General features: G+C 63.9%; 14 protein-coding genes. All 14 read left to right on the forward strand.

From position 1 onward, the window contains the following. Positions 1 to 2 precede the first annotated feature (2 nt). The 14 genes from nuoH to IVA93_RS17425 all read left to right on the forward strand — a co-directional run bounded on the left by nuoH (position 3) and on the right by IVA93_RS17425 (position 14,250). Entirely contained in the window at positions 3 to 1,070 is a 1,068-nt protein-coding gene (gene nuoH, locus IVA93_RS17360; RefSeq protein ID WP_018455085.1) for an NADH-quinone oxidoreductase subunit NuoH, read from the forward strand. 14 nt (positions 1,071 to 1,084) lie between these two features. Beyond that, entirely contained in the window at positions 1,085 to 1,573 is a 489-nt protein-coding gene (nuoI, locus tag IVA93_RS17365; protein WP_026232873.1) for an NADH-quinone oxidoreductase subunit NuoI, read from the forward strand. 9 nt (positions 1,574 to 1,582) lie between these two features. Continuing rightward, positions 1,583 to 2,221 (forward strand): NADH-quinone oxidoreductase subunit J, encoded by a 639-nt coding sequence (locus IVA93_RS17370; protein WP_018455084.1) that lies wholly within the window; start codon positions 1,583 to 1,585, stop codon positions 2,219 to 2,221. Further along, positions 2,218 to 2,526 carry an NADH-quinone oxidoreductase subunit NuoK gene (gene nuoK, locus IVA93_RS17375; protein WP_007603558.1) on the forward strand — a complete coding sequence of 103 codons (309 nt, stop codon included), beginning with the start codon at positions 2,218 to 2,220 and terminating at the stop codon, positions 2,524 to 2,526. Before IVA93_RS17370 ends, nuoK begins: the two co-directional genes overlap by 4 nt. Before the next feature lie 61 nt (positions 2,527 to 2,587). After that, entirely contained in the window at positions 2,588 to 4,687 is a 2,100-nt protein-coding gene (gene nuoL / locus IVA93_RS17380) for an NADH-quinone oxidoreductase subunit L (RefSeq protein WP_018455083.1), read from the forward strand. Further along, positions 4,688 to 6,196, forward strand: a complete 1,509-nt coding sequence (locus tag IVA93_RS17385; RefSeq protein ID WP_018455082.1) for an NADH-quinone oxidoreductase subunit M — start codon at positions 4,688 to 4,690, stop codon at positions 6,194 to 6,196. Positions 6,197 to 6,218: 22 nt separating this feature from the next. Beyond that, positions 6,219 to 7,655, forward strand: a complete 1,437-nt coding sequence (nuoN, locus tag IVA93_RS17390; protein WP_204511345.1) for an NADH-quinone oxidoreductase subunit NuoN — start codon at positions 6,219 to 6,221, stop codon at positions 7,653 to 7,655. Between the two features lies 1 nt (position 7,656). Continuing rightward, positions 7,657 to 8,463: a biotin--[acetyl-CoA-carboxylase] ligase gene (locus IVA93_RS17395; RefSeq protein WP_085394843.1), complete on the forward strand. Its 807-nt coding sequence runs from the start codon at positions 7,657 to 7,659 to the stop codon at positions 8,461 to 8,463. Next, positions 8,463 to 10,133: a ribonuclease J gene (locus IVA93_RS17400; protein ID WP_018455079.1), complete on the forward strand. Its 1,671-nt coding sequence runs from the start codon at positions 8,463 to 8,465 to the stop codon at positions 10,131 to 10,133. Before IVA93_RS17395 ends, IVA93_RS17400 begins: the two co-directional genes overlap by 1 nt. 12 nt (positions 10,134 to 10,145) lie before the next feature. Next, positions 10,146 to 10,550 carry a methylmalonyl-CoA epimerase gene (gene mce / locus IVA93_RS17405; protein ID WP_018455078.1) on the forward strand — a complete coding sequence of 135 codons (405 nt, stop codon included), beginning with the start codon at positions 10,146 to 10,148 and terminating at the stop codon, positions 10,548 to 10,550. Positions 10,551 to 10,559: 9 nt separating this feature from the next. Beyond that, positions 10,560 to 10,835, forward strand: a complete 276-nt coding sequence (locus tag IVA93_RS17410) for a DUF1467 family protein (protein ID WP_018455077.1) — start codon at positions 10,560 to 10,562, stop codon at positions 10,833 to 10,835. Between the two features lie 30 nt (positions 10,836 to 10,865). Further along, on the forward strand, positions 10,866 to 11,213 hold the full coding sequence (locus IVA93_RS17415) for a hypothetical protein (protein WP_007603574.1): 348 nt from the start codon (positions 10,866 to 10,868) through the stop codon (positions 11,211 to 11,213). A gap of 35 nt (positions 11,214 to 11,248) precedes the next feature. Next, positions 11,249 to 12,529 carry an S-methyl-5-thioribose kinase gene (gene mtnK, locus IVA93_RS17420; RefSeq protein WP_018455076.1) on the forward strand — a complete coding sequence of 427 codons (1,281 nt, stop codon included), beginning with the start codon at positions 11,249 to 11,251 and terminating at the stop codon, positions 12,527 to 12,529. 131 nt (positions 12,530 to 12,660) lie between these two features. Then, positions 12,661 to 14,250, forward strand: a complete 1,590-nt coding sequence (locus IVA93_RS17425; RefSeq protein ID WP_018455075.1) for an ABC transporter substrate-binding protein — start codon at positions 12,661 to 12,663, stop codon at positions 14,248 to 14,250. Positions 14,251 to 14,306: the final 56 nt, after the last annotated feature.

Here is a 14,306-nt window from a genome sequence, read left to right on the forward strand (position 1 = left end):
CGATGGAATTCTTCGAAAGCGCATTCTGGACCGGGTTCCTCTGGCCGCTGATCATCATGATCGCGCAGAGCGTCCTGGTGCTGGTCGTTCTGCTGGTGGCGATCGCCTACATCCTGCTCGCCGACCGCAAGATCTGGGCGGCGGTGCAGATCCGCCGCGGCCCGAACGTGGTTGGTCCCTGGGGCCTGCTGCAATCCTTCGCCGACCTCCTGAAGTTCGTGCTGAAGGAGCCGATCATCCCGTCCGGCGCCAACAAGGGCGTGTTTCTTCTTGCTCCCTTGGTCTCGTGCGTGCTCGCGCTCGCGGCCTGGGCGGTGATCCCTACCAATCTCGGCTGGGTGATCTCCGACATCAACGTCGGCGTTCTCTTCATCTTCGCGATCTCGTCGCTGTCGATCTACGGCATCATCATGGCCGGCTGGTCGTCGAACTCGAAATATCCGTTCCTCGCGGCGCTGCGCTCGGCGGCGCAGATGGTGTCCTACGAGGTCTCGATCGGCTTCGTCATCATCACGGTGCTGCTCTGCGCCGGCACGCTGAACCTCTCGGCCGTGGTCGAGGCGCAGCATGTCCGCGGCCTCGCCAGCCTGATCGGGCTGCCGCAGCTCACCATCCTGAACTGGTACGTCTGGCCGCTGTTCCCGATGTTCGTGATCTTCTACGTCTCGGCGCTGGCTGAAACCAACCGCCCGCCGTTCGACCTCGTCGAAGCAGAATCCGAGCTCGTCGCCGGCTTCATGGTCGAGTACGGCTCGACGCCGTATCTTCTGTTCATGCTCGGCGAGTATGTCGCGATTGCCACGATGTGCGCGATGGCGACGATCTTGTTTCTCGGAGGCTGGCTGCCGCCGGTGGACCTGCCGCCCTTCAACTGGGTGCCGGGGATCATCTGGTTCTCGCTGAAACTGTTCTTCATGTTCTTCCTGTTCGCGATGGCCAAGGCGATCGTGCCGCGCTACCGCTACGATCAACTGATGCGCCTCGGCTGGAAAGTGTTCCTGCCGTTGTCGCTGGCGATGGTGATCGTGGTGGCCGGTGTGCTGCACTTCGCCGACATCGCGCCGAAGTGAGGGCCGTCATGGGTATCAACATCAACGCCACTGCACGCTCGCTTCTGCTGTCGGAATTCGTCTCGGCGTTCTTCCTCGCCATGCGCTATTTCTTCCAGCCGAAGCCGACGCTGAACTATCCCTTCGAGAAGGGCCCGATCTCCCCGCGCTTCCGCGGCGAGCATGCGCTGCGCCGCTATCCGAACGGAGAAGAGCGCTGCATCGCCTGCAAGCTGTGCGAAGCGGTTTGCCCGGCCCAGGCCATCACCATCGAGGCCGGTCCGCGCCGCAACGACGGCACCCGCCGCACCGTGCGCTACGACATCGACATGGTGAAGTGCATCTATTGCGGCCTCTGCCAGGAAGCCTGTCCGGTCGACGCCATCGTCGAAGGTCCGAACTTCGAGTTCGCGACCGAGACCCGCGAGGAACTGTTCTATGACAAGGCCAAGCTGCTCGCCAATGGCGACCGCTGGGAACGCGAGATCGCGAAAGCGATCGAACTCGACGCGCCGTACCGGTGAGATGAGAGCATGATCCTTCCCGCGCTGTTCTTCTATCTGTTCGCCGGCGTCTGTGTCGCCTCGGCGGTGATGGTGATTGTCTCGCGCAATCCCGTGCACTCGGTGCTGTACCTGATCCTGGCCTTCGTCAACGCCTCCGGTCTGTTCGTGTTGATGGGCGCCGAATTCCTCGCGATGATCCTGATCGTCGTCTATGTCGGTGCGGTCGCGGTCCTGTTCCTGTTCGTGATCATGATGCTCGACGTCGACTTCCTCGAGCTGCGCGAGGGCTTCATCGAATACCTGCCGGTCGGCCTCGTGATCGGCGGCATCTTCCTGTTCGAGCTGCTGCTCACGGTCGGCTTCTGGGTCATCAACCCCGGCGTCGCCAAGACGATCACGGCGGCGATCCCGACCAACGTCTCCAATACCGAGGCGCTCGGCCTGGTGCTCTATACCAAGTACATCCACTACTTCCAGCTCTCGGGCATGGTGCTGCTGGTCGCGATGATCGGCGCCATCGTGCTGACGCTGCGGCACAAGGCGAGCGTCAAGCGGCAGGACATCAACATTCAGAACGCGCGCACGCCCGAAATAGCGATGGCGATACGCAAGGTGGCGCCGGGGCAGGGGCTCCAGGACTCTGACGCGGCGGAGTGGGTGAAATGACGATCGGGCTCGGACACTATCTTGCGGTCGGCGCGATCCTGTTCACGCTCGGGATCCTCGGCATCTTCCTGAACCGCAAGAACATCATCGTCATCCTGATGTCGATCGAGCTGATCCTGCTCGCGGTCAACGTCAACCTCGTGGCGTTCTCGACCTTCCTCGGCGACATCGTCGGGCAGGTCTTCGCGCTCCTGGTGCTCACCGTCGCGGCCGCTGAAGCCGCGATCGGTCTCGCCATCCTGGTGGTCTATTTCCGCAACCGCGGCTCGATCGCGGTTGAGGACGTCAATCTGATGAAGGGCTGATCGCATGATCCGGAAAAGTGGACACCGGTTTTCCGACCAGATCATGCGGAAAGAGTAAATCATGGTCCAGGCAATCGTCTTCCTGCCTCTGCTGGGCGCCATTCTGGCTGGCCTGATCGCGCTGTTCGGCGCGCATGCCCGCAACCCCTCGGGCGACACGGTCGAGCATCACGATGATCACGGTCATGGCGCGCACGCCCATGCGTCGGACACGATCAACGAGGATGCGTCGGTCGTCCACGAGACTCATCACGAACCCGGAGATGGCCACGACGACCACCACGTCTCCAAGCCGCCCGCGGCGGGCTCGCGCGCTGCCGAGCTGATCACCACGGCGTTGCTGTTCGTGTCGGCGGCGCTGTCCTGGATGACGCTGGTCGATGTCGGCTTCATGCACCACGACATGCGCATTCCGCTGCTGCCGTGGATCCTCTCCGGCGATCTCCAGGTCTACTGGACGCTGCGGGTCGACACGCTCACCGCCGTGATGCTGGTGGTCGTGACCACCGTGTCCTCGCTCGTGCACCTCTATTCCATCGGCTACATGGACGAGGATCCGAACCGGCCGCGCTTCTTCGGCTATCTCTCGCTGTTCACCTTCGCCATGCTGATGCTGGTGACCGCCGACAACCTCGTGCAGCTGTTCTTCGGCTGGGAAGGCGTGGGTCTGGCAAGCTACCTCCTGATCGGTTTCTGGTACCAGAAGCCGTCGGCGAACGCCGCCGCCATCAAGGCCTTCGTGGTCAACCGTGTCGGCGATTTCGGCTTCGCGCTCGGCATCTTCGCGATCTTCCTGCTGGCCGGCTCGACCGATTTCGAGACCATCTTCCACGCTGCGCCCGGGTTGACCGGCAAGACCATCGACTTCCTCGGCTGGCACGCCGACGCGCTGACCCTGACCTGCCTGCTGCTGTTCATGGGCGCGATGGGCAAATCGGCGCAGTTCCTGCTGCACACCTGGCTGCCGGACGCGATGGAAGGCCCGACCCCGGTGTCGGCGCTGATCCACGCCGCGACCATGGTCACCGCCGGCGTCTTCATGGTGGCGCGCCTGTCGCCGCTGTTCGAACTCGCGCCGAACGCGCAGGCCGTCGTGATGTTCTTCGGCGCCACTACGGCGTTCTTCGCGGCGACCATTGGCCTGGTCCAGAACGACATCAAGCGCATCGTCGCTTACTCGACCTGTTCGCAGCTCGGCTACATGTTCGTGGCGATGGGAGCAGGGGCCTATTCGGTAGGCATGTTCCATTTGTTCACGCACGCCTTCTTCAAGGCGCTGTTGTTCTTGGGCTCCGGCTCGGTGATCTACGCGATGCATCACGAGCAGGACATCCGCAACATGGGCGGCCTGTGGCGCAAGATCCCATACACCTACGCGGTGATGGTGGTCGGCACGCTCGCGCTCACGGGATTCCCGCTGACCGCGGGCTATTTCTCCAAGGACGCGATCATCGAGTCCGCCTACGCCTCGCACAATCCGTTCGCGATGTACGGCTTCCTGATGACGGTCGTCGCGGCCGGCCTGACCTCGTTCTACTCGTGGCGCCTCATCTTCAAGACCTTCCACGGCGAGCCGCATGACGAGCACCACTACGAGGCCGCGCATGAAGCGCCGATCTGGATGCTGATCCCGATCGGTGTGCTTGCGGTCGGCTCCATCCTGGCCGGCTTCCCGTTCAAGGAGCTGTTCGCCGGTCACGGCATCGAGGAGTTCTTCCGCGAGTCCGTGAAGATGAACCCGCATATCATCGAGGAGATGCACCACATTCCCGAGACCATCGCCTTCCTGCCGACGGTGATGATGGTGCTGGGCTTCCTGGTGTCATACCTGTTCTACATCCGCCGGCCTTATCTGCCGGTCGAGCTCGCGAACACGCAGCCAATGCTGTACAAGTTCCTGCTCAACAAATGGTACTTCGACGAGCTCTACGACATCATCTTCGTCCGTCCGGCGAAGTGGATTGGCTATCAGCTCTGGAAGAAGGGTGACGGCTTCATCATCGACGGTCTCGGCCCCGATGGCGTCTCAGCCCGCGTGCTGGACGTCACCCGCAACGTCGTGAAAATCCAGACCGGCTATCTCTACCACTACGCGTTCGCCATGCTGATCGGTGCCGCCGGCCTGATCACCTGGTTCATGTTCGGCTTTGGAGGCCAGTAAATGACGACCTGGCCAATTCTATCCGTCACGACGTTCCTGCCGCTGGTCGGCGCGCTGATCGTCTATCTCAGCCGTGGCGACGACGAGGCGGCCCGGCGCAACTCGCGCTGGATCGCGCTGTGGACCACGCTGATCACCTTCGCTGTGTCGGTGATCCTGGTCATGCGGTTCGATGCGTCGAGCGCCGACTTCCAGTTCGTCGAGAAGGCGAACTGGCTTGCCACCGGCATCACCTACCACATGGGCGTGGACGGCATCTCGTTGCCGCTGGTGATCCTGACCACCGCCATCATGCCGTTTTGCATCATCGCGAGCTGGAAGGCGATTACCAACCGCGTCCGCGAATACATGATGGCGTTCCTGATCCTGGAAACGCTGATGATCGGCACCTTCTCGGCGCTCGATCTCGTGCTGTTCTACCTGTTCTTCGAAGGCGGCCTGATCCCGATGTTCCTGATCATCGGCGTCTGGGGCGGTCCGCGCCGGGTCTATGCATCTTTCAAGTTCTTCCTCTACACGCTGCTCGGCTCGGTGCTGATGCTGCTCGCGATCATGGCGCTGTACTGGAACGGCGGCACCACCGACATCCCGACCCTGATGCACACCGCCGTGCCGCGCTCGCTGCAGACCTGGGCGTGGCTCGCCTTCTTCGCCTCGTTCGCGGTGAAGATGCCGATGTGGCCGGTGCACACCTGGCTCCCCGACGCCCACGTCGAGGCGCCGACCGCAGGCTCGGTGGTCCTGGCCGCGATCCTTCTGAAGATGGGCGGCTACGGCTTCCTGCGCTTCTCGCTGCCGATGTTCCCGCTGGCTTCGCACGACTTCGCGCCGCTGGTCTTCACGCTTTCGGCCATCGCCATCATCTACACCTCGTTGGTGGCGCTGATGCAGGAGGACATGAAGAAGCTGATTGCGTACTCCTCGGTGGCGCATATGGGCTTCGTCACCATGGGCATTTTCGCCGGTACCATGCAGGGTGTCGCCGGCGGCGTGTTCCAGATGATCTCGCACGGCATCGTCTCCGGCGCGCTGTTCCTCTGCGTCGGCATCGTCTACGACCGCATGCACACCCGTGAGATCGCGGCCTATGGCGGCCTCGTCAACCGGATGCCGCTCTACGCGCTGACCTTCATGGTCTTCACCATGGCCAATGTCGGCCTGCCCGGCACCTCCGGCTTCGTCGGCGAGTTCATGACGCTGCTCGGTACCTTCAAGGTCTCGATCCCGACCGCGTTCTTCGCCACCTTCGGCGTGATCCTGTCGGCCTGCTACGCGCTGTGGCTCTACCGCAAGGTCGTGTTCGGGGCGCTGGTCAAGCCGTCGCTGGCGAGCATGAAGGATCTCACCTTCCGGGAGGGCTTGACGCTGTTCCCGCTGATCGCGCTGACGATCCTGTTCGGCATCTATCCGAAGCCGGTGCTCGACATGTCGGCGGCCTCGGTCCAGCAACTCGTCAACAATTACAACACCGCTGTGACGGCCGTGAAGGCCGCCGCACTGCTCCAGTGAGCGGGCAGGTCAGGATATCGCCATGAGCTTTGAGACTGCAGGTTATCAACTGGCGCCGGTGCTGCCCGAGCTCGTGCTCGCGGTCGGGGCGATGGCACTCCTGATGCTCGGCGCCTATCGCGGGCAGGAGACCACCAAGACGGTCACGACGCTTGCGGTGCTGCTCCTGATCGTTGTCGGCGTGCTCGAATACATGCTGCCCGCGGGCAAGCACGTGACCTTCGGCGGCAGCTTCATCGTCGATGATTTTGCCCGCTTCATGAAGATCCTGGCCCTGATCGGCTCGGCGGTGACGCTGGTGCTGTCGACCGAGTTCCTGTCGGATCCGTCGCGCCGCATCTTCGAATATGCGATCCTGGTGCTGCTCTCGACGCTCGGCATGATGGTGCTGATCTCGGCCGGCGATCTGATCTCGCTTTATCTCGGCCTCGAATTGATGTCGCTGGCGCTCTACGTTGTCGCGGCCTCGAACCGCGACAACGCCAAGTCGACCGAAGCCGGCCTGAAGTACTTCGTGCTCGGCGCGCTGTCCTCGGGCATGCTGCTCTACGGCTCCTCGCTGATCTACGGCTTCACGGGCACGGTGGCCTTCACCGGCATCGCGGCGGCCGCGACGATCTCGAATGTCGGCCTGGTGTTCGGCCTGGTGTTCCTGCTCGCCGGCCTCTGCTTCAAGGTCTCGGCGGTGCCGTTCCACATGTGGACACCCGACGTCTACGAGGGCGCACCGACGCCTGTGACGGCCTTCTTCGCCTCGGCCCCGAAAGTGGCCGCGCTCGCGGTCTTCACCCGCGTCACGCTGACCGCATTCCCGGGCATCGTCTCGCAGTGGCAGCAGATCCTGGTGTTCGTGTCGATCGCCTCGATGGCGCTGGGCTCGTTCGCCGCGATCGGCCAGAGCAACATCAAGCGCCTGATGGCCTATTCCTCGATCGGCCATATGGGCTTTGCCCTGGTCGGTCTTGCCGCAGGCACGGTCGAGGGCGCGCAGGGCGTGTTGATGTACATCGTGATCTATGTCGCGATGACGCTGGGCTCCTTCGCCATCATCCTGGCGATGAAACGCGATGGCCAGCCGGTCGAGCAGATCAGCGATTTCGCGGGTCTCTCGCGGACCAATCCGCTGCTCGCCTTCATGTTCGCGATGCTGCTGTTCTCGCTCGCCGGCATCCCGCCGCTCGCCGGCTTCTTCGCCAAATGGTACGTCTTCGTCGCCGCCATCAAGGCGAACCTGTTCACGCTCGCCGTGATCGGCGTGCTCTCCAGCGTGGTCGGCGCCTACTACTATCTCAGCATCGTCAAGACGATGTATTTCGACGAGCCGGCCGGGCAGGTCGATCCGGTGCGCGTCGAAGTCAAGACGGTGCTGGCGGTCGCGGGCCTGTTCAACATTCTGTTCGCCCTGTTCGCGGGCCCGGTGGTGAGCGTCGCCTCCGCCGCCGCCAAGTCGCTGTTCTAGGATGGCATTCGCGCTCGGTCCTCGTGCGGCGTCGGCGGGCTACAAGCTCGCAGCTTTCGAACGGACCGGCTCGACCAATACCGAGGCGATCGAGCACGCGAGGCGCGGCGAACGCGGCCCGATGTGGTTCGTGACGTCGGAGCAGACCGCCGGCCGCGGCCGCCGCCAGCGCCCCTGGATCGCACCAAAGGGCAACCTTGCAGCCAGCGTCCTCGAAGTCCTGGACGTTGCCCCTTCCGTCGCCGCGACGATCGGCTTTGCGGCCGGGCTGGCCGAGGAGGCCGCCCTGGAGAAGGTCAGCCTGGAGGCTGCACTGCGCCTCGGCGAGGGCCGTCCCCGCTACGCCCTGAAATGGCCGAACGACGTGCTGGCCGGCGGCAAGAAGCTGGTCGGCATCGGCCTGGAGGCCGAAGCCATCGGCGACCGTCTTGCCATCGTCGTCGGCATCGGCACCAACGTCGTCGCCGCGCCCGAGGGTACGCCGACGCCTGCGGTGTCGCTGGCCGCGCTCGGCGTCCAGATCAGTGCGGAGGAGTTGTTCTCGGCGCTCTCCGATGCCTGGGTGGAATTCCGCGGTATCTGGGACAATGGCCGTGGCTTTGCCGAAATTCGCAAATTGTGGCTGGAGCGCGCCGCCGGCCTCGGCGAGCGGGTCGCGATCCACACGGGAGTGATGACGCTGGACGGCATTTTTGACACGATCGACGACACCGGCTGCCTGATCGTCCGCACCGCGGAGGGCCGGCGCGTGCCGGTCGCCGCGGGCGAGGTGTTCTTCGGCACGGCCGCCTCCGTGGGAGCTGCGTGATGGCGAAGCCGGAAGAACTGGTATTTGCACCGCTCGGCGGGGTCGGCGAGATCGGCATGAATTTGTCGATCTACGGCCTCGGCAACCGCCAGCAGCGCGCCTGGCTGGCGATCGATCTCGGCGTCTCCTTCGGCGACGAGGAGCATCTGCCGGGCATCGACCTGATCATGCCCGACGTCAGCTTCCTGGAGAAGGAACGCAAGAATCTGATGGGGCTGGTGCTGACCCACGCCCATGAGGATCATTTCGGCGCCATCATCGACCTTTGGCCGAAGCTGAAATGTCCGATCTACGCGACGCAGTTCAGCGCCGCGCTGTTCGAGGCCAAGTGCGCCGCCGAGCGCAATGCGCCCAAGATCCCGGTGACGGTGGTGCCGTCGGGCGGGCGCGTCGATATCGGCCCGTTCAACGTCGAGTTCATCCCGGTCGCGCATTCGATTCCGGAGTCGCATGCGCTCGCGATTCACACCGAAGTCGGCACGGTGCTGCACACCGGCGACTGGAAGATCGATCCGACCCCGATCATCGGCCGCCCGACCGACGAAAAGCGGCTGCGGGAGCTCGGCGATGCGGGCCTGCTCGCCCTGATCGGTGATTCCACCAACGCTGTGCGCGACGGCCGCTCACCCTCGGAGGCCGAGGTTGCGAGCTCCATCACCGAGCTCGTCAAGGCCGCCAAGGGCCGCGTCGCGGTCACGACCTTTGCCTCCAATGTCGCGCGCCTCAAGGCCGTCGCCATCGCTGCGAAGGCCGCCGACCGTGAGGTCGTCGTGGTCGGCCGCGCCATGGAACGCGTGGTGCAGGTCGCGCGCGAGACCGGCTATCTCGACGGCGTGCAGAGTTTCCGCTCCGCCGAGGTCTACGGTCATCTGCCGCAGGACAAGGTGCTGGCGCTCTGCACCGGCAGCCAGGGCGAGCCGCGTGCCGCGCTGGCGCGCATCGCCAATGACGACCATCCCGAGATCACGCTCAACCGTGGCGACAGCGTCATCTTCTCCTCGCGCACCATTCCCGGCAACGAGAAGGCGGTCGGGGCCATCATCAATGGCCTGGTCTTGCAGGGCGTGGAGGTCATCACCGACCGCGACCAGCTGGTCCATGTCTCCGGTCATCCCCGCCGCGACGAATTGCGCGACATGATCGCCTGGACCAGGCCGCAGCTCCTGATCCCCGTCCATGGCGAGGCCCTGCACCTGAATGAGCACGCCAAGCTCGCGCGTGCCGCCGGCGTGCCGCGCGTGCTGGTCTGCCGCAACGGCGATCTCGTCAAGCTCGGCCCCGGCGATCCCGGCATCATTGGGCAAGTGCCTGCGGGCCGTCTCTACAAGGACGGCACGATTCTGGAGGACTCCAAGTCCCGCGCGGTGGGCGAGCGGCGCCGCATGGCCTTCTCCGGCTGCGCCTTTGTCGCCATCGCCATGACGGAGCAGGGCGAGCTTGCCGACGATCCCGCGGTCGAACTCGTCGGTATCCCCGAGAAGAACAAAGCGGGCGAGCCCTTCGACGACCTCGTCTTCGACGCCGTGGTCTCCACCGTCGAGGGCCTGCCGAAGGCGCGCCGTCGCGACCCGGATGCGCTGGCGGAGTCGGTGCGACGCGCTGTCCGCTCCGTGATCAACGAACATTGGGGCAAAAAGCCCCCCTGTCTGGTACATGTGCTGACAGTGTAACGGGAGAGAAACATGCTGGGCCGGCTCAACCATGTCGCGATCGCGACCAAGGACGCCGTCAAGGCCGCCAAAATCTATGGCACCGCATTCGGGGCCCAGATCTCGGAGGCCGTCGCGCTGCCCGAGCATGGCGTCACCACGGTGTTCGCGACGCTGCCCAACACCAAGATCGAGTTCATCGAGCCGCTCGGCGAGGCCTCGCCGATCGCAAAGTTCCTGGACCGCAACGCCGACGGCGGCATCCACCACGTCTGCTACGAGGTGGTCGACATCATCGCCTCGCGCGACACGCTGGTGAAGGAGGGGGCAAGGGTGCTCGGCGACGGCGTGCCGAAGATCGGCGCCCACGGCAAGCCGGTGCTGTTCCTGCACCCGAAGGATTTTTCCGGCGCGCTGGTCGAAATCGAGCAGGCATAGGCCGAAGCCATGGCCATCCAGATCTCAACCGCGATCGCGATCTACTTCGTCATCTGGTGGGTCGCGCTGTTCCTGACGCTGCCGTTTGGCGTGCGCAGCCAGCACGAGGACGGCGTCGGAGTGCCGGGCAGCGACCCCGGTGCGCCGATCCTGACACGGATGGGGGGCAAGCTGATCTGGACCACCATCATCTCGGCGGTCATCTACGGGATCGCCATGGTCGCCTATCACGCCGGCTATTTGTCGATCGAGCGCCTGTCGAAATTGATGGGCATGCCGTTTTAGGATTTCGTGGTTGGCTTGGTTGGGGGAAGAATGACTTTTCAGCGGATCGTCGTCGCGCTTCTGGTGCTTATCGTCGCCGGTCTCGGTGCCATCGGCTATTTCGAGTGGAAGATGGCCGTGCAGGTGCGCACCCTGAAGGCGTTCGTCGAGGGCTATGTCTTCAATGAGGCCGTGATCGCCTGCGAGCAGGCCAAGAGCTCGACACCGTTCAAATGGAACGGCGGCAAGAGCACCGCGGTGATCGGCCTGAACTCGGTCAAAACAGACAAATACACCGTCAGCGCCAGCTACACGCTGGTGGCGGACAGCGTCTATTGTGATTACGATCCGATCAAAAGAAAGGCCGAGATCGGCTCGAGCTTCCTGGAGCGGGAGTAACGATTCGGCCATGCCAAGCATGGGATGGGATCGTCATGGCGCAGGGGCAGGGGGACTACCGGATTTTGCATGAGGCGGCGTTGCGGGACTATCTCGCGGGCGTTGCGGATCTCGCCGCGACCCTCGGCGGCGAGCCGGCCTCCTGGTCGATCACCGAAGTCGGCGACGGCAATCTCAATCTCGTTTTCATCGTCAAGGGCGGCCGCGGCGGCATCGCCGTGAAGCAGGCGCTGCCCTATGTCCGCCTCGTCGGCGAGAGCTGGCCGCTGCCGTTGTCCCGGGCTCATTACGAATATCTCGCTTTGTCGCGGCAGGCCGAGCTCGCGCCCGGCCTCGTGCCGGCGCTGCTGCATCACAACGAGGCCCTGGCGCTGACGGTGATGGAGCTGCTCGAGCCCCACATCATCATGCGCAAGGGGATGGTTGCGGGCTCGCAGTATCCGCGCTTTGTCGATGACATCACCACCTTCATGGCGCGGACATTGTTCTTCACCTCCGACCTCGCGGTGTCGGCGGCCGAGAAGAAGCAGGGCATCGCAGCTTTCGCCGGCAACCATGCGCTGTGCAAGATCACCGAGGATCTGATCTTCACCGATCCTTACCGCGTCGCCGAGCAGAACCGCTGGACTGCGCCGTATCTCGATGCGCTCGCCGCAGAGCTTCGCGAGGATATGGACCTCCACGTCGCGATCTCCCGGTTGAAGCTGAAGTTCATGGCGAGCCCCGAGGCGCTGCTCCACGGCGACCTGCACACCGGCTCGATCATGGTCACGGGCGGCGAGACGCGGGTGATCGACCCCGAATTCGCGTTCTACGGCCCGATGGGTTTCGATGTCGGCGCCGTGCTGGCCAACCTCCTGATGGCCTATTTTGCCTCCGCCGGGCATGAGCGCACGCCGGGCGAACGGCGTGCTTTCGAGGCCTGGGTGCTGGAGACGGTGGAAACGGTCTGGAACGATTTTACGCGAAAGTTCCTCGAGCTCTGGCGCGCTGGCGCCGCAGGCGATGCCTATCCCGCCTCACTGTTCGCCGGCGAGACAGGCGCGGCACGGCTGGAAGCCGAGCGGCAGGCCTACATGCAGCGGCTGTTCGCGGACACGGTCGGCTTCGCCGCGGCAAAAACCATCCGCCGCATCTTCGGCCTCGCCCACAATATCGACTTCGAGCTGATCGAGGATCCGCGCCGGCGCGCGATCAGCGAAGCACGCGCCGTCAGGCTGGCAAGGGCGATGATGCTCGAGGTGGGGGCGTTTCCGACCATCGCGGATGTCACCGCTGCAGCGCGAAAATTGCGCGACTGGCAGCCGGAGTTCTAGCGGGCTTCTGCGCAAATCGGTGGGGCCCGCGCGCGACGCTCGCATACGTCAACCCCTTCAAGACGCTTGCGCTCGACGTGCCGTGGATGGTCAACTCTCGGACCAGAGCACGCTGCGTTGTCGGAGGGACCATGATGTTCAGGATAGTGGCGATCATCGCGGGTTTGGGGCTGGCACTGGTGGCCTCGGCGGAGGCCCAGACGCCGCGCAAGGGCGGAACCATCCGCATGACCGCGCCTTATGGCTCGAGCTTCACCAGCCTGGACATTCTTACCACGCAGCGCGCCCAGGACGAGATCTACGCCAAGGCGCTGCACCGGTCGCTCTACATCTGGAATTCCACGGAAGGCAAGCCGGTTCTGGAGCTTGCCAAGGAGGACGTCGTCTCGGGCGGAGGCCTCGTTCATACCTTCAAGCTGCGCGACGACGCCTATTTCCACAACGGCCGCAAGATGACGGCCGACGACATCATCTGGACCTACAACCGCATCATGGACGGCACCAAGGCTTATCCCGGTGCGCGCTATGTCCGCGTGATCGAGGGCGCGGCGGCGGTCGAGAAGGGCCAGGCCAAGGAGATCTCCGGCCTGAAGAAAATCGACGACTTTACCTTCGAGATGAAGCTGACCGAGAAGGTCGATCCAGGTTTCTACTTCTGGAACGCGATCACGTCGATCTATCCCGCCGACGAGGCCGCCAAGGAGAGCTTTCTCCAGAAGCCGATCGGTCTTGGACCCTTCAAATTCGTCGAGCACGTGCCGGGGTCGCGCATCGTTCTGGAGCGCTGGGATCGGTTCTACAAGCCCGGCAAGCCCTACGCTGACAAGATCATTGTGTCGGTCATGGGGGAGGCCGCGGCACGCGATGTCGCCTTCCGCAACAAGGAGATCGACACCTCGGTGCTGGGACCGGCGCAATATGTCGCCTATCAGAACGACGCCGACCTCAAGGGCACGGTCGTGGAAGTCGCCGAGGTCTTCACCCGCTACATGGGGATGAATCCCGCGTTCAAGCCGTTCGCCGACAAGCGGGTCCGGCAGGCGATCAACTACGCGATCGACACCGACCTGATCATCAACAAGCTGGTCAAGGGCAAGGCCTACCGGGCCACCAGCTGGCTGCCGCTCACCTCTACCGCCTACGACAAGGCCATGAAGCCCTACGCCTTCGATCCCGCCAAGGCCAAGCAGCTGCTCGCCGACGCCGGCTATCCCTCAGGCTTCGAATTCGAATGGACCACCAGCCAGAACGAGAGCTGGGGTCTGCCGATCGTCTCGGCCGTGATCCCGATGCTGGACAGGGTGGGCATCAAGGCCAAGGTCAAGCAGGTCGAGACCGCGGTGCTGGCGGAGGTGGTTCGCAGCGGCGACTACCAGGCCTTTGTCTATTCGCAGGCGACCGGACCCGATCCGCAGGCCGCCCTCAAATGCTTCCACTCATCGACACCGCAGTCGGCCTGCAACTACATGAACTTCAAGAATGCCGAGTTCGACAAGCTGATCGACGAGGCGGGGCAGTCCGATGACGCTGCAAAGCGTACCCAGCTGCTGCAGAAGGCCAATGCTGTTCTCTACGAAGAGGCGCCGGTCTGGTTCTTCAACTACAACAAGGCGGTCATGGCCGTGCAGCCGTGGCTCAAGGGGGTTCAGCTGAATGCGACCGAACTGACCCATCAGAACGTCGAAGACCTCTGGGTCGACGAGACCTCGCCCGCGAAGTGACACGCGCTCTCGCGCTCCCTCCGTCGCCATGAACGACGGAGGGAGAGAGGAAAAGT

This window comes from Bradyrhizobium sp. 155, assembly GCF_023101105.1.
Classification (GTDB): domain Bacteria; phylum Pseudomonadota; class Alphaproteobacteria; order Rhizobiales; family Xanthobacteraceae; genus Bradyrhizobium; species Bradyrhizobium canariense_D.